Here is a 16,286-nt window from a genome sequence, read left to right as displayed (position 1 = left end):
CCTCGAATGTCTCGCGTGGCATCCCCGCGACTTCCCAGATCGGCCGATCCGATCCCGCCTCATCGCTCATGGCTCAGTCCTCGAAAATCTCGCGCCGCAGGCGCCCGCGTAAGCGGAGCCGATTGAAGTTCATTTACTTGTGCAAGGGCGGCCTACGGCCGCCGCCGGCTGTTCCGCCGCCGCACCCTCGGGCCGGGTCTGCGGTGCGCCCGCTTCGGGCCTGCCGCTGCTAGCGCGCGGCACGGCCCGGCGGGCACACCGCCCCGGACCCGGGCGGCAGCGAAAGCCGCTCGGCCGCGCGGCAGAGCACGGACCGTCACTGCAAGACCGACCAGCCGTTGCTCCCAGTTGCCAACGGCCTTAGACTTACCTTGATCGTGATAACGGCCCTTGACCGATTGACCAATTGGGCCGATCGCAAGTGGTAGTGGTCGCCCGCCTCGTTGGATTACCCAAGCTCTTTCGCCAGTACGAAATGAGTTGATCCTGCGAGGGCCCGGGGAGTGCAGCGGTGGCCCCTGCGAGTTTGGCTTCCTGAGCCCGATGCTGGCGGACTCAGCTTGATCAGTCGTGCATTGGGACTGGTCGGGCTGAGTTCGTGTGCCCGGCTCGACTAGTCCGAGAGCGAGAAGGGCTCCGGGCTGGTGGCCGCAGACATCTCCTCAGCGTTGCTACACGTAGGCACTCCCGTGTTGGTGGCGCTGGTCATGAAACACCTCGCGACGGTCGCGCTTGAGTGGATCCGTACTCAGAGCCGCGAGCGCCGCGAGCGCCGCGCTATCGACGCGCTCAAGGGTGACGTTCCTGAATATGTGGCAGACAGCATCACGTCGATGCTCCAGGAGGATGTCACCCCGCTGCCCCGTCGAGGACGGTCCCGCCGGACCACGAGCCCTCCGCCGGAGCTTCCTGGCTAAGAGCAGAAACCCAACATCAAGCATTATCTACAGCAGTTCTGCTGTACGGGACACACCGTCGGCAGCGCGGCCGGTCGTGCTCCTGCTTCGGCGTTACGACGCCACCGGAGCGATACTGCCGGACTCGTCGCGGCCGATCGGCCGGTGAGAGTCGACCATGCGCGGCCACATCCACCAGGACGCCGGACCCATCCGCAATCGGCCGGAGTGCGTCTGGTGCAGTCGAGTCAGCTCCCGCAGCGCCGCGTGTGCCGCCTCCCGGGACGAGTGCAGACTCACTGCGACCGGCACCGGACCCGCCTCCGACGCCATCCCCGTCACTTGGAGCACGGTCACCGACAACGGGGGAAGGGCCGACCGACGGCGCCGCGGTCGAGACCGCAGAGCACTTCGGGGTGATCAACCCGGCCACCGGGACCACGTTCGCCGAGGCTCCGGCGGTCTCGGAAGACCAGCTCGACGCCGCGGTCCGCGCGGCCGATGCGGCCTACGGAACCTGGCGCCGGGACGAGGGCGGGCGCCGGCAGGCCCTCCTCGCGGCCGCCGACGCCGTCGACAGGTCCCGCGACGGTCTGGCCGCGATCCTCACCACCGAGCAGGGCAAGCCGCTCAAGGAGGCCGTCGCCGAGACGTACGCGGTGTCGGCGTGGCTGCGCTACTACGCGGGGCTCGAACTCGCCCCGGAGATCGTCCGCGACGACGACCGCGGCTACGCGGAGGTGCACCGGCGGCCGCTCGGCGTGGTCGGCGCGATCACGCCGTGGAACTTCCCGCTGACGCTGGCCATGTGGAAGATCGCGCCGGCGCTGCGGGCGGGCAACACCGTCGTCCTGAAGCCCTCGCCGTACACGCCGCTGGCCACGCTCGCGCTCGGGGAGATCCTGCGCGCAGTCCTGCCGCCGGGCGTCCTCAACGTGGTGAGCGGGCCGGACCCGCTGGGCGCGAGCCTGACCGCGCACCCTCTCGTCCGCAAGATCAGTTTCACCGGGAGCACCGCGACCGGGAGGAAGGTCGCGGTCGCGGCCGCGGGTGACCTGAAGCGGGTCACGCTCGAACTCGGCGGGAACGACCCGGCGATCGTGCTGCCGGACGCGCCGATCCAGAAGCTGGCGCGCTCGATCTTCTGGAGCGGTTTCATGAACAACGGCCAGGTCTGCCTGGCCGCCAAACGGCTCTACGTGCACCGCGACCAGCACGACGACCTGGTCGACGCGCTCGCCGACCTGGCCCGGACCGTCCACGTCGACGAGGGCACGGTCGAGGGTGTGGAACTCGGTCCGATCAACAACAAGATGCAGTTCGAGCGCGTCTCCGGGCTGGTGTCGGAGGCGATCGCCCAGGGCGCGACGGTGGCCGCGGGCGGCGCGCCGCTGGACCGGCCGGGGTACTTCTTCGCCCCGACGATCCTGACCGGTCTGTCAGACGGTGCCCGTATCGTCGAGGAGGAGCAGTTCGGTCCGGCCCTGCCGGTCCTCGTCTACGACGACGTCGCCGACGCGGTCGCCCGCGCGAACCGCACCACCTACGGCCTCACGGCCTCGGTCTGGTCGGACGATCCGGACGCCGCGGCCGCGATCGCCACCGAGTTGGACGCCGGGCAGGTGACCGTGAACTCGCACGGCACCGCCGTCCGGCCCGATCTGCCGTTCGGCGGGCACAAATCGAGCGGCATCGGCGTCGAGAACGGGCCCTGGGGGCTGCTCGGTTTCACCGAGATCCAGGTACTGGCCGGGCCGGCCCGCAGGAAGCCGTAGGGGTTCCACGCTCGTCCCCGGCACGGTGGAGCGACCCGGCGTCACACGATCAGATGTCGCGGACGGCGACGGTTTCGCCGTCGCTGGTCTCGCCGGTGGGGCGGAAGCCCAGGCGGAGGTAGAACGGTTCGGGCCCGCCGGGGCGGGGCTTCCAGGTGACGTAGGCCTGGCTGCCGCCGCGCCGGTAGACCTCGTCGCAGACGGCTTCGACGGCGAACCGGCCGTAGCCCCGGCCCTGCTGCTCGGCCGCGATGTTCAGTCGCCACAATCCCGAACGCCGGTCGTGCGGATCGCGCTCGGGGCTCCACGGGATGTCGAAGAACGCCATCAGGAACCCGACGACCTCGTCGCCGTCGCAGATCAGCCGCGGCCAGGCGTACCGGTGGTACACCCAGGCCTCGGCCAGCGACTTCACCACCGAATCGACGAGGTCTTCCTGATCGGGCCGTACCTGCACCTCGAACGCCGCCTCGTAGTTCGCGGGCGTGATCTCCTGCAGGTGCATGGTCGGTTCCTCGTCGCGTCGACGGCGCCCGGGCGCGGGCCGGTGACCGGCGCCGGCGCGCGGATCCGCGTCGCTCGTCGTCGGCAACCGGACCTCCCGCGAACCCTGGGCACTTACGGGTGCCTTCTTACTCCACCGCCCCGACATTCCCCGCAGCGGCCACAGGAGAATCCCGCGCCGCCGCGCGGGCGAGGGACCTTTGTGGAGTAAGTCCCGGCGGCCGGCCGGAGAGTGGGGAATTCGCTGCGACGGGCCGGGCGACGACCGATGCTGGAGAGCGTGTCGGAGAGAGGGCTGGTGGGCATCGTCGCGCTGGTGGCGGTTCTGGCCATGGCCGGCGGTGCCGCGCTGGGCGTCGTCCTCATCGGAAGTAGAGCGGAACCGGTGCACCACCCGTCGCATCCGTCGCACCCGGCGACCGGGCCGGCCGGGAGTGACTACGTCGCGATCTCCGCCGTCCCCCCGGCGGCGGCCGAGCCGCCGGTGCGCACGTACGGCGTGAGCTGCGGGAACAACGAGAACGGCCACTACAACCCGGACAACATGATCGTCACCCCGGGCATCCGGAACGGATCGCACCACCTGCACGACTACGTCGGGAACACGACGACGTCCGCGGGCTCGACCGATCTGAGCCTGGCCTCTGCGACCACGACCTGCCGGGACCGGACGGACCGGTCGGCGTATTTCTGGCCGGTGCTGCGCGACCGGACCGGCACCGACGCGCTCCGTGCCGGGGAGTCGGCGGCCGACCGCAACACCGGGCGCGTGCTGCGGCCGCAGGTGTCGATCACGTTCTCCGGCAACCCCCGGACGAAGGTCGTGGCGCCGCCGCGCTTCCTGCGGGTGATCGCCGGCGACGCCAAGGCCTACACGAACGGCGGCGGCAACGCCCACGCGCGGTTCACCTGCCGGGGGTTCACCGACCGGGTCAGCAGCGAGAAGTATCCGCTGTGCCCGGGCGGGCGGGGACTGACCCGGATCCTGGAGTTCCCGAGCTGCTGGGACGCGGCGAGCCTGGACAGCGCGAGCCACCGGGCCCACGTGGTCTTCCCGTCGGCGGACGGCGTGTGCCCGCGCGGGACGGTCGCGATCCCGAAGCTGACCTACACGCTGACCTACGACGTCCCGGCCGGGACGTCGTACGCGGTCGACTCGTTCCCGGACCAGCTGCACCGGCCGATCAGCGACCACGCCGACTACGTGAACGTGATGTCGTCGCCGTCGATGGCGCGCGTGGTGGCCTGCCTGAACGAGGGCACGTCCTGCCCACGGGCGTGACCTCGGCCTGGCCCGCGCCGGCCACCCGGTGCCGCTCGAGTACGGCGTCGTCCGGCGCCACGAGTTCTCCCGGCGCGCCAACGACGTCTACGCGGTCGTCCACACGCTCGAGGACGAGCCCTACAGCTGCTTCGTGCTGCACGAGGGCGTGGTCTTCCCGCCCGGAATGCCGGAAGACGGGCGCTGACTAGGATCGGGGGCATGTCCCGAGAAGCCATCGCCGCAGCGGTCGACGCCGTGGTCCCCGGAGCCCGCGCCGACCTCGAGCGTCTCGTCCGCATCCCCAGCATCTGGGCCGACCCGGCGCACGCCGCCGACACCGAGGCGAGCGCGGCGCTGGTCGCGGAGCTGGCCGGGGCACTCGGGCCGGAGAGCGTGCAGATCCTGCGCGCCGACGGCGGCGCGCCCGCGGTCGTCGCACGGTGGCCCGCGCCGGAGGGCCGGCCGACGGTCCTGCTGTACGCGCACCACGACGTGCAGCCGACCGGTGACCCGGCGCTCTGGACCTCGGCGCCGTTCGAGCCGACCGAGCGCGACGGCCGGATCTACGGCCGCGGCGCGGCCGACGACAAGGCCGGGGTGATGACGCACCTGGCGGTGCTCCGCGCCTACGAGGGCCGTCCACCGGTCGGCGTCACGCTGTTCATCGAGGGCGAGGAGGAGTCGGGTTCCCCGACCCTGCTCGCGCTGCTGCGCGAGCACCGGGCGCTGCTCGCCGCCGACGTGATCGTGATCGCGGACGCGGCGAATCCGAGCGTCGACGTGCCGGGGCTGACGACCAGCCTGCGCGGGCTGGTGGACGTGGTGGTCGAGGTCTCGATGCTGGAGAACCCGGTGCACTCCGGGGTCTACGGCGGCCCGATCGGCGACGCGCTGACCGCGCTCTGCCACACGCTGGCGAGCCTGCACGACGAGAAGGGCGAGGTCGCGGTCGCCGGGCTGCGGCGCAACCAGGGCACCGACGCGGCCGCCGTCGACCTTCCGGAGGAGACGTTCCGGTCCGAGGCCGGGCTGCTCGACGGCGTCGGCCTGCTGGGGTCGGGCACGGTCGCCGAGCGGGCCTGGCAGGCGCCGGCGATCGCGGTGCTGGGCATCGACGCACCGTCGGTCGCGGCGTCCTCGAACGTACTGCTGCCGCGGGCCCGGGCGGCGGTGAGCCTGCGGATCGCGCCGGGCGAAGACGCGGCGACGGCACGGGAGCTCCTGTCCGGGCACCTGCGCTCGCACGTGCCGTGGGGTGCGCAGGTCGACGTGCGGCCGCACTCGGGGATGGCCGAGCCGTTCAGCCTGGACTCCAGCGGGTGGGCCTACGACGCGGCGCGGGCCGCGTTCGCGGAGGCGTACGGCAACGCGGTGGTGGAGTCGGGGATCGGCGGGTCGATCCCGTTCATCGCGGAGTTCGCCCGCACCTTCCCCGGCGCGGCCGTACTGGTGACCGGCGTGGGTGACCCGTCGAGCCGCTGGCACGGCATCGACGAGAGCGTGTCGCTCGAGATGTTCCCGAAGGGCGTGCGGGCCGAGGCGTTCCTGCTGGACCAGCTCAGCCTCGGCTGAACCCGGCCGGCGGTGGCCCACCGGGGGGTGGGGCGGCGGCGCGAGGGAGGGGACGCCGGCGGACGGCCTCGGCGGCCAGGGCGGTCGCGGCGGCGGCGAGGAGGGCGGCCACCACCCACGGGCCGAACCGGACGTGGACCATGTCCCGGGCGGCCGCCCGCGCGTACGACTCGCCCAGCGACGAGAGCGATTCCCCCAGCACGCCGATCAGCGCCGCACGCAACGCCGACACCCCGATCGCCAGCAGGCCGATCGCGCCCACGCACGCCACCGCGGCGCCCGCCGGCCACCACCGCGACCTGGGCACCCAGCTCAACCCGAACGCCACCAGCGTCAGCACCACGCTTCCGGCGACGAACAGCCGCGCCAGCCCGCCCTTGACCCGGTTCGTCGTGGACACGTCGGGCGACGACGGGTCCACGTCCGAGCCCGACCCGGCGCCGACGAAGATCCCCGTCCCCTCGACGTCGGGCCGGGCGTCCACCACGACCGCGGCGCCGGAGACGTTCGTCGACACCGACCCCATCGGCGACTCGCACGACACGGTCACGAACGGCAGTCCGAAACAGAGCAGCGCCAGCAGCAACCCGGCCGGGCTGAGCAGCCTACGCACCAGCGGCATGACCGTGCCCCCCGAAGCCGGAAATGCAGGCACTTTACGAGGAGTGCCCGGCCCGCGACAGCCGCTGATCGGGCGACGCGCGACAACCGCTAGGACGAGGGCGCCCCGCCCGCATGACGACCACGACCGCGCTGTTGCCGAGTACCGGGTAGAGCGGGTCCGCGACGGCTGCGAATCCCCACGGCGTGGCCGCCGCGCCCCGACGGATCAGGACGACGTAGTTCGGAGTGGCCATGAACGCGAGCCCGGCGCCGCCCGGCCCGCAGCGTCACTTCCGTTTCCAGGCGCCGATCAGCAGCGGCATCAGCACCGGCCGGTCGGGGTAGCGGGCGGCGTCCCGATCGAGCGCGTCCAGCAGGTACTCGGCCTCGCGGTCGGTCGTGACGCCCCGGACCAGCGCCAGCGGCAGCAGGCTCCGGAACGTCGCCTCCAGGAAGTCCCTCGCGTCGGCCAGAGGCTCCAGCAGCCCGGCGACGTCGCTCCCGTCGGGTTCGCCGGCACCGGCCTGCCGGATCAGCGACGGCAGCGCCGACCCGACCCGGGTGTCGCAGCCCGCGACCGCGAACGTCTCGCCGATGATCCGGCCCATCTCGTCGAAGTCGTCGAGCATCGGGTGGGTGCTGACCGCGCTCAGGTCGTAGTCGTGCACCACCAGGTGCCCGCCCGGCGCCACCGCCTCCCAGAGGCGCTTGACCACGTCGGCCCGTTCGGGCAGGTGGAACAGCAGCAGCCGCGCGTACACCAGGTCGAACGGTCCGTCCGGAAGCGGGTCCGGGCCGGCGAGGTCGTGCACCCGGACGTCGCAGTGGCGGTGGCCGGCGTCGTGCAGCATTTCCCGCGTCCGGCCCAGCAGGGCGGCGTCCTTGTCGACGCCGAGCACCGCGCCGGACGGCCCGACCCGCTGGGCCATCAACCGCATCGTCTCGCCCGGGCCGCAGCCCGCGTCGAGGCAGCGGGCGCCGGGCGCGAGGCCGACCGCGTCGAGGACCCGCCCGGTGGCGGCCTCCCAGCGGCGCGCCTGGATCCGCAGGCGCTCGTACTCGTCGTGGGTGTGTCCTAAGGCGTAGGTCGTCATGCGATCGAGGATCGGGGTTCGTGGTACCCGGGCGAATCGTGGTGGCCACCACGAGGTTTCGGCCACTGTCCGCTTCCCGCTACGAGCTACCGGTGGCGCGCGGTACGGCCTACGGTCTGGGCGTGCCTCGCACGCTGCTGCACCGTGATGCGGAGCTGGCCGCACTCGGCCGCCAGCTCGACGAGGTGTGCCGCGGATCCGGGCGCGTGATCGTCGTCGAGGGCCCGGCCGGGATCGGCAAGTCGAGCCTGCTCTCCGCGGTCGCCGGCGCGGACGGCGTCCGGGTACTGACCGCCTGGGGCGGGCCGCTCGAGCACGACGCGGGCTGGGGTATCGCCCGGCAGCTGTTCGCGCCGGTCCGGACCGGCCCCGAGTGGGCCGGACTCGCGACCGGCGCGGCCGCGCTCGCGCGCCGCGCGCTCGACGCCGACGCCGACGGCGCCGAGCCGTCGCTGGCCGGTGACGCGATGTACGCGGCCGCGCACGGCCTGACCTGGCTCGCCTGCGGCCTCGCCGAGCGCGGGCCGACGTTGCTGGTCATCGACGACGTGCACTGGGCCGACGCTCCGTCGCTGCGCTGGCTGGGGCAGCTGGCCCGGCAGCTCCCGGCGGTGCGGCTGGGCATCCTGTGCGCGGTCCGGGCCGGGGAGCCGCCCGCCGAGCCCGACCTGCTGGCCGAACTGCTCGCCGCGGCCGCCGAGGCCCCGGTGCGCCCGCGTCCGCTGGGGCCGGCCGCGGTCGAGGCGATGGTCGCGGCGCGGCTGCCCACCGCCACGCCGGGGTTCGCTCCGGCCTGCCACGCGGCCAGCGCGGGCAACCCGTTCCTGCTCGGCGCGCTGCTCGACCAGGTCGCCGCCGAGCGGGCCGAGCCCGACGACGACCTGGCCGCACGGCTGGGCGCGTTCGGCGCCGAGCAGGTCGGGCGGGTCGTCGAACGGCAGCTGTCGCGCCTGCCGTCCGGGTCGGCCGAGCTGGCGCGGTCGTTCGCGGTGCTCGGCCGGGCGGCGCCGCTGCGGCACGCCCGCGCGCTGGCCGGGGTGGACGCCACCGTGGCCGCCCGGCTCGCCGACCGTCTCCAGGCCGCCGGGCTGCTCGATCGGGCCGGCGGCGACTACGCGCTGGCTCATCCGCTGGTGGCCGGTGCGCTCTACGACGGGATGCCGGCCGGGGAGCGCGCCGGAGCGCATGCCCGGGCGGCCCGGGTGCTGGCCGCCGAGCGGGGCGACACCGAGACGATCGCTCTGCACCTCCTGCGCACCGACGCGGCGGCCGATCCCGCGACCGTGTCCACCCTCTGCGACGCCGCCGACCGGGCCGGCCGCCGGGGTGCCCTCGACAGCGCGGCGTTCTTCCTGCGCCGGGCACTGGCCGAGCCGCCGCCGGACGCGTGCGACGAGGCCGACGTCCGCTGCCGCCTCGGGCTGGTTCTCTCCGTCGACCTGCACGCCGAGGCTCCGGCGCTGCTCACGAAAGCCGTGGAACTCGCCGCGACCGGCGAGCAGCGGGCCCGGATCGCGCTGGCGGGTGGTCGCGCACTGGGCCTGGACGGCTACTTCGACGACGCCGCGCGCCTGTGCCGGACCGGATTGGAGCCGCGGTCCGACATCCCCCGGGAATTGGTGGATCTGCTGGAGGCAGAACTGGTCTGCGACGCGATGATGCAGGCCGACACCGTCGGCGAGGCCTACGCCCGCCTGCACCGCTCCGCGGACCGCCCACCACTCTGGGACGTGCTGGCCGCCTGGAAGCTGATCAACGAGGCCCGGCCGGCCGCGGAGGCGCAGGCCCTGCTCGACCGCGCGCTGCGCAGCGGCGCACTCGACACCGTGCCCGACTCGCTGATCGGCACCTGCCTGGGGTTCTGCCTGATCGCGTGCGGCGACCTGGCCACGGTCGAGCACCGGTGCGGCACGCTGATCGACATCGCCCGGCCGCGGGGCTGGATGATCGCGCTCGTGCACGCCGGGTTCCTCCGGGCGATCACGCTGCTGCGGCAGGGCAAGGCCCGCGAGGCGGAAGCCGATGCCCGGCTCGCGTTCGACTTCAAGCTCCGGATCAGTCCGCCGCAGGCCCTGATCTGGTCGCTGTTCCCGCTGGTCGACGCACTCGTCGAGCGCGACGAGCCGGCCGAGGCCGCGGACGCGATGCGAGCCGGGGGCCTGGACGACGTCGCGCCTCCGGCCGGGGCGCTGGCCTCCCCGCTGCTGCTGGAGAGCCGGGCTCGGCTGCGCCTGGCCGAACGGCGGCCCCAGGAGGCCCACGCCGACCTGACGGCCGCTGCCGCCGCGTGGCGCGAGCTGGGGATCCAGCATCCGTCCCTGGTCGCGTGGCGCGTCTGCGACAGTGCGGCACTGCTCGATCTGGACGATCGGGCCGCCGCCCGTCGCCTCGCCGAGGAGCACCTGGAGCTGGCCGGGCGGGTCGGCCTGCCCGAGCCGCTCGGCGCCGGTCTGCGCGCGCTGGCCGCGACGGTGAGCGCGGAGGACGCGGTCGGGCTGCTGGAGCAGGCGGTGGACGTGCTCGGCCCGGCGCCGCACCGGCTGGAGTACGTGCGTGCGCTGGTCGCGCTCGGGGCGGCCCGGCGCCGCGCCAACCGGCGGGCCGCCGCCCGGGAGCCGCTCGGCGTCGCGCTGGCCCTGGCCGAGGAGCTCGGGCTGCGCCGCCTCGGGCGCCGCGCCCGCGAAGAACTGCACGCCGCCGGTGCCCGTCCGCGGCGCGCCGCACGGTCGGGGGTGGACGCGCTGACCGCGGCCGAGCACCGGGTGGCCGTGCTCGCGGCCGGTGGGCACAGCAACCGGGAGATCGCGCAGCACCTCTACGTGACCCGCCGCACGGTCGAGACGCACCTGACCCACGTGTTCCAGAAGCTGACGCTCACTCGCCGCGCCGAGCTGGGGACCTACTTCCCGGCGTAGCCGGTGAGACGTCCGGCCAGCGCGCGGACCTCGTCGCGGAGTGCGTCGGGAGACTCGATCACGAACGGGCGGTTCAGCCCGGCGAGGAGGCCGGGAACCCAGCTGAGGTCCTCGGCGGAGAACCGCAGCCGGACGCGGTCCGGGCCGACCGGTTCGACCGTGCTGATGCTCGGCGCGCGCAGGTCGTCGGCGGACGCTTCGACCAGCACCGACACCGCGTGCCGGTGGGGCGCCCCGGCGATGCCGGTGAGCACCCGGGCGGCCGGATCGAACCCGGGCGGGACGTCGAAGTCACCGGTCAGCACCGTCGTGCCGCGGATCCGGTCGAGCCGGAACGTGCGGACCTCGCCGCTCGCGCCGTCGTCGCCGGTGAGGTACCAGCGGCCGCGGTGGGCGACGATCCCGTACGGCCGCACGGTCCGCTCGCTCGCCCGGCCGTCGTGGCGGGTGTACGTGAGCGCGACCGGATGCCGATCGCGCGCGGCCTGGGCGAGTGTCAGCAGGACGTCGGTTTCCGGGGTGACCGCGGACCGGGCCGGTGCGGTGAAGCCGAGCGTGTCGCGCAGCGCGTCGAGGCGCGCGCCGAGCGCGCGGGGGAGCACCCGCTGCACCTTCGCGGCCGCGCTCTCCATCGCTGCCGCGGACGCCGCGACCAGCCCGGCCCGCCGACCCGCGAGCAGCCCGAGCAGCACGGCGAGGGCTTCCTCGTCGGTGAGCATCAGCGGTGGCATCCGGTAGCCGGGCGCGAGCCGGAACCCGCCGTGGCGGCCCCGTTCCGCCCGGACCGGGATGTCGAGGTCGATCAGGTGCTCGACGTACCGGCGGATCGTGCGCTCGTCGACGCCGAGCTGACCGGCGAGGTCGGCGGCCGTGCGGGTGCCGCCGCGCTGGAGCACTTCCAGGAGCGCGAGCACACGGGCGGTCGGCCGGGTCATCGTCCCTTTATACCGGGCGGAAGCCGTCCGGTATCGGTCCCGGCCCGGCGGGCCCGTCCTGGTGCGGTGGAACCCGTCGTCCGCCGGTCGCCCCGGGCCGCGGCGTGCGGGTCCACAATGTCCGACAGTGTCGGCGCGGAGCGGCGATCGAACCGCTCGGCCGGCGGGTACCAGACCTTCGGGCCCGACCGAACGGAGCAGAGATGCGAAACCTCGAACTGGCGAAGCTCGACGGACTGATCGGCGAATGGGCGACGACGCTGTCGGACGCGTGGTTCTTCGACCCCGGCACGGTGGTGCTGGGCACCACGTCGATCGCGCGGCTGGGGGAGTCGATGCTGATCATGCGCACGGTGCTGCCCGGCCGCGGCGAGAGCCCGGGGATGACGTTCGTCCTCGGGCGCAGCGACGCGAACGACACGTTCGTCGCGCTCTACGAGGATGATCGCGGGGTGTGCCGGGAGTTCGCGATGCGCTTCGACGGCGACCACTGGACGCTCTCCCGCGAGGACCCGGACATGTACCAGCGCTTCCTCGCCGACGTCGAGAAGGACCGCGTCCTCGGACGCTGGGAGGCGTCCGAGGACGAGGGTGAGACCTGGCGCAAGGACTTCGACCTCACGTTCGAACGGTCGTCCTGACGCCGGTCGGATCAGGCCGGGTGCCCACCCACCCGCGGGCGCCGGCCACTCCACGGCAGCGCGAGCTCCAGCGCCCGCGCGACCTGGAGCAGCAGGTCCTCCCGCCAGGGCGCGGCGACGATCTGCACGCCCACCGGCAACCCGGTCGCCTCGTCGAACCCGACCGGCACCGAGATCGCCGGCAACCCGGTCACGTTGAAGATCGACGTGAACACCGCCAGCGGGTAGCTGTTCAGCAGCGCCATCAGCGGCGACCCCTCCACCCCGGCCCGCCAGAACCCGACCGCGGGCGGCAGGCACGCCATCGTCGGCGTGACCAGCAGGTCGAACCCGGCCACGAACCCCTCGACGATCCGGCGGGAGAACGCCTGCGTGTTCAGCACGGCCTCGGCGAACGTCCAGGAGTCGGTCGCACGGGCCTCTTCGCGCAGGACCCGGTTGTGCGGCTCGACCCGCTCCGGATCCGCCAGCGGTACCCCGGCCGCACCGACGTTCCAGACCGTCGTGAACGCCCCGAGCAGTTCTTCCGCGGGCGGCAGCGGCAGCTCGGCGTCCACCAGGTGGTGGCCGGCCGACTCGAGCGCGCGCCGGGTCGCGTCCACCGCGGACACGCAGGCCGGATCCACGGTGATCCCGTCGATCGGCGACTCGGCCAGCGTCCCCACCCGCAGACCGCGCGGGGCAGGCGTCCGCAGCGAATGGAGGAAGGACCCCGACGGGGTCGGAGGCGACCACCAGGCCGCCGGGTCGTGGCGGACCAGGACGTCGAGGGCGGCGGCCGTGTCGGCGACCGTCCGGGTCACGACGCCGCTGGTGGCGAAACCCTCGACGAGGACGACCTCGCTCGCGATCCGTCCGCGCGTCGGCTTGAGGCCGACCAGGCCGGTGCAGGAGGCCGGGACGCGGATCGATCCGCCACCGTCCTCGGCGTGCGCGATCGGCGCCAGGCCCGCGGCCACCGCGACCCCGGCGCCGCTCGAGGACCCGCCCGGCGTGCGGTCGGGGTCCCACGGGTTGCGCGAGATCCCCAGCGCCGGGCTCTCGGTGAACGGCACCGCGCCGAATTCCGACGTCGTCGTCTTCCCGAGCAGTACGAAACCCGCGTCCAGGAACCTCCGGACGACCGGGTCCGAGTGCGCCGCCGGCGCACCGCTCACGGCGGCCGACCCGTACGTCGTCGGCCAGCCCTCCACGTTCACCAGGTCCTTGATCGGCAGCGGGACGCCGTGGAACGGCGGAAGTTCCTCGGGGGACGCGGCCCGGACGACGGCGTCGGCGGCGGCGGACGCGGCTTTGCGGACGTCGTCGTCGGCACGGTGGCAGAACGCGTTGAGCCGGGGGTCGAGCGCGTCGATGCGTTCGAGGCAGGACTCGGCGACCTCGACCGGGCTCACCTCCTTACGGCGGATCGCGGCGGCGAGCTCGAGGGCCGGGGTGAACGGGTCGATCGACATGCGGGCTCCTTCGTTGACTGGCGCCAGCGTCCGGCGGGGCCGGGGGCCCGGTATTGGACGAATGTCGCCGGGCCGGTGGAGCCGGCTCGTAGCCTGGACACATGGGCGCTGCTGAGTCGCTGCGGGCCGCGGCCGCCATCTGGGACATCGCGACGCCGTCGGCCGCCGGGGTGGCGGGCGTCCGGGTGGCCGGGTTCCGGGAGCGTGCCGCCGGCGCGGTCGAGCTGCAGGTGATCCCGTATCCGGCCGTGACCGTGATCGTCGACCTCGGCGAGGGCCTGCAGATCGACCACGACGGTGGTCAGCGCAGTGGCGCGTTGGTCGCCGGGATGGCGCCGGGCACGCTGCGCGGTGGTGGCCGCGACGTCGAATGCCTGCAGATCCGGCTGTCGCCGGTCGTCGCGCACGCGGTGCTGGGTGGCGCGTCGGACCTGTCCGGCGCGGTCGTGGGCCTCGACGACCTCTGGGGACGAGAGGCCGCGCGCGTTCACGGGCGGCTGCGGCTGGCGGGCTCCTGGGAGGAACGGTTCGCGATCGTTTCCGACGTCCTGGGCAGCCGCGCGGAACGCGGACGGGCCGTCGACCCGGAAGTCGCGTTCGCCTGGCGGGCCCTGGTGGCCGGCGGCGGCCGGACGCGGATCGACGAGCTGGCGGCGCAGACGGGGTGGGGGCGCCAGCGGCTCTGGTCACGGTTCCGTGCGCAGATCGGTCTCTCGCCCAAGCGGGCCGCCCAGCTGATCCGGTTCGACGTCGCCGCCCACCGCCTGGCCGCCGGGCTCCCGCCCGCCGCGGTCGCCGCCGGCGGCGGCTACACCGACCAGTCCCACCTGCATCGCGACGCACGCTTGTTCGCCGGTCTGACTCCGGCCGCGCTGGCCGCGGCGCCCTGGCTCGCGGTCGACGACGTCGCCTGGTCCTCTCGCGACCGTGGACGGGGCAAGGCCCGGAGAGCGGTGGGGGACGCGCTCCGGGCCTTGTAGTTCTTAGGTTCGCGCGGATCGGCGCGGCGTTCGATCAGGGCAGCGACACACGGCGTGTCCGTTCGGGAACAGAGGTCGTCAACTGTGGTTGACGCCCGTCGGGTCGTCAACTACGGTTGACGGCATGACGGTGTTGACTCGCGTAGCCGCCGCGATGCCCGAGCGGCCTCCCTCCCGCCCCGACCGACTTCTCACCGCGGGCCTGATCGCCGGTCCGCTCTTCACGCTCGCGTACCTCGTCGAAGGTGTACTGCGCGGGCACGGTTACTCGGCCGTGCGCCACCCGGCGAGTTCGCTCTCGCTCGGGCCGCAGGGCTGGGAGCAGATCCTCAATTTCCTGGTGGCCGGGGTCCTCGTGCTGGTGTTCGCGGTGGGGCTGCGTCGCAGTCTGCGGCCCGGGCCGGGCGCACGGGCGCTGCCGGTCCTGATCGGCGTCTGGGGTGTCGGTCTGCTCGGAGCGGGCGCGTTCCGGACCGATCCGGTGGGGGGTTACCCGACGGCGGCGAGCCCGGTTACCTGGCACGGGCAGGTCCACGACCTGGTGTTCTCGCTGCCGGGGTTCGCCGCGCTGGCGATCGCGATGCTGACCGCGGCGGTCGTGTTCGCCCGCCGCCGGGCGCCCCGGATGGCGGTGTACTCGGCGGTCAGCGGCCTCGCGTTCGTGGTGCTGTTCGCGTTCGCGACGATGGGCTTCAGCGGCACGTCGCCGTGGGTGGACGCGGCCGGCCTGTGGCAGCGGTCGTGCGTGTCGGCCGGCTGGCTCTGGCTCGCGGTCCTGGCCGTGAACCGCCGCGCGGCCGGGTAGGCGACCGCGCGGCGGGCGCCGGTTACCGCAGGTGGCGGCGGAAGAACGCCACCGTGCTGTCGACCTCGAACCTCGGCACCTCCAGGTGGGCGCCGGAGTTCGCGTGCAGGGTCTTCTCCGTCGACGCGAACGCGTCGAACAGCGAGAGCCCCGACTCGCGGGTGATGTGCTCGTCGTCCCACTGGTGCAGGAACTCGATCGGGACCGTGATCTTCTGCGCGGTCCCGATCAGCGACTCGCCCCAGAAGACGCCGAGCACCGCGGCGGAGATCCGCGGTTCGGCGGCCACCAGCGGCACGCCGATCGCGGTGCCCAGTGCGAGGCCGAAGAAGCCCACGGGGTGCCGGGGACCGATCGCGTCCAGGACCGCGCGCCACTCCGGCACGGCCCGTTCCGCGATGTCACCGTTGAACCGCGAGACGATTTCGCCGACCGGCTCGCCGGCCTGCATCGCGGCCCGCATCAGCGCGATGTCGCGCTCGTCGGACTCGGTGCGCGGCCGGCCGCCGTGCCCGGGAGCGTCGAGCGAGACGGCGTCGAAACCGGAGGCGACCAGCCGCTGGGCCCGGGCGACCACACCCGGGGCACGTTTGTGCTGGCCACCGCCGTGGGCCAGCAGCACGAGCGGCCGCTCTGCGGCGGGCCGGTCTGTAGCGGGCTGGATTGCGGCGGGCTGGATTGCGGCGGGCTGGTCTGTGGCGGGCTGGTTCGGGGCCGACCAGTGCACGCCGGGGATCTCGTGGAGCAGGAAGTCGCGTTCGAGGACACCGTTCGACGATGTCTCGGCGGTGAAGTTCATGGTTGTCGCCTTTCGGAAGCACCACGGGTGACGGGTGCTCCCGGCGACA

General features: G+C 73.7%; 14 protein-coding genes. 8 read left to right on the top strand and 6 right to left on the bottom strand.

The annotated features are described in order from the left end of the window. Positions 1-1,312 precede the first annotated feature (1,312 nt). Positions 1,313-2,671, top strand: coding sequence for an aldehyde dehydrogenase family protein (locus ACIBZJ_RS02415; protein ID WP_395924614.1), 1,359 nt, complete (start codon positions 1,313-1,315; stop codon positions 2,669-2,671). 49 nt (positions 2,672-2,720) lie between these two features. On the opposite strand, the gene ACIBZJ_RS02410 is transcribed toward ACIBZJ_RS02415, so the two are convergent. Continuing rightward, positions 2,721-3,176 (bottom strand): GNAT family N-acetyltransferase, encoded by a 456-nt coding sequence (locus tag ACIBZJ_RS02410; RefSeq protein ID WP_395924612.1) that lies wholly within the window; start codon positions 3,174-3,176, stop codon positions 2,721-2,723. Positions 3,177-3,455: 279 nt separating this feature from the next. Here ACIBZJ_RS02410 and ACIBZJ_RS02405 point away from each other — a divergent pair, with 279 nt between their 5' ends. From ACIBZJ_RS02405 to ACIBZJ_RS02395, 3 genes are read left to right on the top strand one after another with little or no spacing between them, the layout of a single operon-like run. Then, entirely contained in the window at positions 3,456-4,457 is a 1,002-nt protein-coding gene (locus ACIBZJ_RS02405) for a DUF1996 domain-containing protein (protein WP_395924610.1), read from the top strand. A 28-nt stretch (positions 4,458-4,485) separates the two neighbouring features. Next, positions 4,486-4,644: an RbsD/FucU domain-containing protein gene (locus ACIBZJ_RS02400; protein WP_395924608.1), complete on the top strand. Its 159-nt coding sequence runs from the start codon at positions 4,486-4,488 to the stop codon at positions 4,642-4,644. Between the two features lie 14 nt (positions 4,645-4,658). After that, positions 4,659-6,011, top strand: coding sequence for a M20/M25/M40 family metallo-hydrolase (locus ACIBZJ_RS02395; RefSeq protein ID WP_395924606.1), 1,353 nt, complete (start codon positions 4,659-4,661; stop codon positions 6,009-6,011). On the opposite strand, the gene ACIBZJ_RS02390 is transcribed toward ACIBZJ_RS02395, so the two are convergent. Continuing rightward, the gene (locus tag ACIBZJ_RS02390) at positions 5,998-6,633 is read right to left on the bottom strand and encodes a hypothetical protein (RefSeq protein ID WP_395924604.1); all 636 of its coding nucleotides are present in this window, start codon (positions 6,631-6,633) and stop codon (positions 5,998-6,000) included. The two genes, ACIBZJ_RS02395 and ACIBZJ_RS02390, sit on opposite strands and share 14 nt — an antisense overlap. 268 nt (positions 6,634-6,901) lie before the next feature. Beyond that, the gene (locus ACIBZJ_RS02385; protein ID WP_395924602.1) at positions 6,902-7,708 is read right to left on the bottom strand and encodes a class I SAM-dependent methyltransferase; all 807 of its coding nucleotides are present in this window, start codon (positions 7,706-7,708) and stop codon (positions 6,902-6,904) included. Positions 7,709-7,830: 122 nt separating this feature from the next. Between ACIBZJ_RS02385 and ACIBZJ_RS02380 the strand changes: the two genes are divergently transcribed. Continuing rightward, positions 7,831-10,623: an ATP-binding protein gene (locus tag ACIBZJ_RS02380; protein ID WP_395924600.1), complete on the top strand. Its 2,793-nt coding sequence runs from the start codon at positions 7,831-7,833 to the stop codon at positions 10,621-10,623. Here ACIBZJ_RS02380 and ACIBZJ_RS02375 read toward each other — a convergent pair. Beyond that, the gene (locus ACIBZJ_RS02375) at positions 10,608-11,558 is read right to left on the bottom strand and encodes a helix-turn-helix transcriptional regulator (protein WP_395924598.1); all 951 of its coding nucleotides are present in this window, start codon (positions 11,556-11,558) and stop codon (positions 10,608-10,610) included. The genes ACIBZJ_RS02380 and ACIBZJ_RS02375 overlap by 16 nt on opposite strands. Positions 11,559-11,761: 203 nt before the next feature. Between ACIBZJ_RS02375 and ACIBZJ_RS02370 the strand changes: the two genes are divergently transcribed. Next, positions 11,762-12,199, top strand: a complete 438-nt coding sequence (locus ACIBZJ_RS02370; RefSeq protein ID WP_395924596.1) for a hypothetical protein — start codon at positions 11,762-11,764, stop codon at positions 12,197-12,199. An 11-nt stretch (positions 12,200-12,210) separates the two neighbouring features. Here the strand turns inward: ACIBZJ_RS02370 and ACIBZJ_RS02365 are convergent, their stop codons facing one another. After that, positions 12,211-13,653: an amidase gene (locus ACIBZJ_RS02365; protein ID WP_395924594.1), complete on the bottom strand. Its 1,443-nt coding sequence runs from the start codon at positions 13,651-13,653 to the stop codon at positions 12,211-12,213. Positions 13,654-13,754: 101 nt separating this feature from the next. On the opposite strand from ACIBZJ_RS02365, the gene ACIBZJ_RS02360 reads away from it, so the two are divergent. Together ACIBZJ_RS02360 and ACIBZJ_RS02355 are read left to right on the top strand one after the other, a co-directional pair. Next, positions 13,755-14,633: a helix-turn-helix domain-containing protein gene (locus tag ACIBZJ_RS02360; RefSeq protein ID WP_395924592.1), complete on the top strand. Its 879-nt coding sequence runs from the start codon at positions 13,755-13,757 to the stop codon at positions 14,631-14,633. 124 nt (positions 14,634-14,757) lie between these two features. Beyond that, positions 14,758-15,438 carry a DUF998 domain-containing protein gene (locus ACIBZJ_RS02355; RefSeq protein WP_395924590.1) on the top strand — a complete coding sequence of 227 codons (681 nt, stop codon included), beginning with the start codon at positions 14,758-14,760 and terminating at the stop codon, positions 15,436-15,438. A gap of 22 nt (positions 15,439-15,460) precedes the next feature. Here ACIBZJ_RS02355 and ACIBZJ_RS02350 read toward each other — a convergent pair whose 3' ends face one another. Continuing rightward, complete coding sequence (locus tag ACIBZJ_RS02350) at positions 15,461-16,237, bottom strand: alpha/beta hydrolase (RefSeq protein WP_395924588.1); 777 nt, start codon at positions 16,235-16,237, stop codon at positions 15,461-15,463. Positions 16,238-16,286 lie beyond the last annotated feature (49 nt).

Source organism: Cryptosporangium sp. NPDC051539 (assembly GCF_044454545.1).
GTDB lineage: Bacteria > Actinomycetota > Actinomycetes > Mycobacteriales > Cryptosporangiaceae > Cryptosporangium.
Note: the sequence above shows the minus strand (reverse complement) of the source record. Positions and strands in the feature narration are given on the sequence as shown.

What these genes read in the sequence shown, in the direction of transcription:
- ACIBZJ_RS02360 (WP_395924592.1), top strand. Translation starts at nt 13,755, where the DNA reads ATGGGCGCTGCTGAGTCGCTGCGGGCCGCGGCCGCCATCTGGGACATC.
- ACIBZJ_RS02355 (WP_395924590.1), top strand. Translation starts at nt 14,758, where the DNA reads ATGACGGTGTTGACTCGCGTAGCCGCCGCGATGCCCGAGCGGCCTCCC.
- ACIBZJ_RS02410 (WP_395924612.1), bottom strand. Translation starts at nt 3,176, where the DNA reads ATGCACCTGCAGGAGATCACGCCCGCGAACTACGAGGCGGCGTTCGAG.
- ACIBZJ_RS02350 (WP_395924588.1), bottom strand. Translation starts at nt 16,237, where the DNA reads ATGAACTTCACCGCCGAGACATCGTCGAACGGTGTCCTCGAACGCGAC.
- ACIBZJ_RS02395 (WP_395924606.1), top strand. Translation starts at nt 4,659, where the DNA reads ATGTCCCGAGAAGCCATCGCCGCAGCGGTCGACGCCGTGGTCCCCGGA.
- ACIBZJ_RS02365 (WP_395924594.1), bottom strand. Translation starts at nt 13,653, where the DNA reads ATGTCGATCGACCCGTTCACCCCGGCCCTCGAGCTCGCCGCCGCGATC.
- ACIBZJ_RS02370 (WP_395924596.1), top strand. Translation starts at nt 11,762, where the DNA reads ATGCGAAACCTCGAACTGGCGAAGCTCGACGGACTGATCGGCGAATGG.
- ACIBZJ_RS02390 (WP_395924604.1), bottom strand. Translation starts at nt 6,633, where the DNA reads ATGCCGCTGGTGCGTAGGCTGCTCAGCCCGGCCGGGTTGCTGCTGGCG.
- ACIBZJ_RS02385 (WP_395924602.1), bottom strand. Translation starts at nt 7,708, where the DNA reads ATGACGACCTACGCCTTAGGACACACCCACGACGAGTACGAGCGCCTG.
- ACIBZJ_RS02375 (WP_395924598.1), bottom strand. Translation starts at nt 11,558, where the DNA reads ATGACCCGGCCGACCGCCCGTGTGCTCGCGCTCCTGGAAGTGCTCCAG.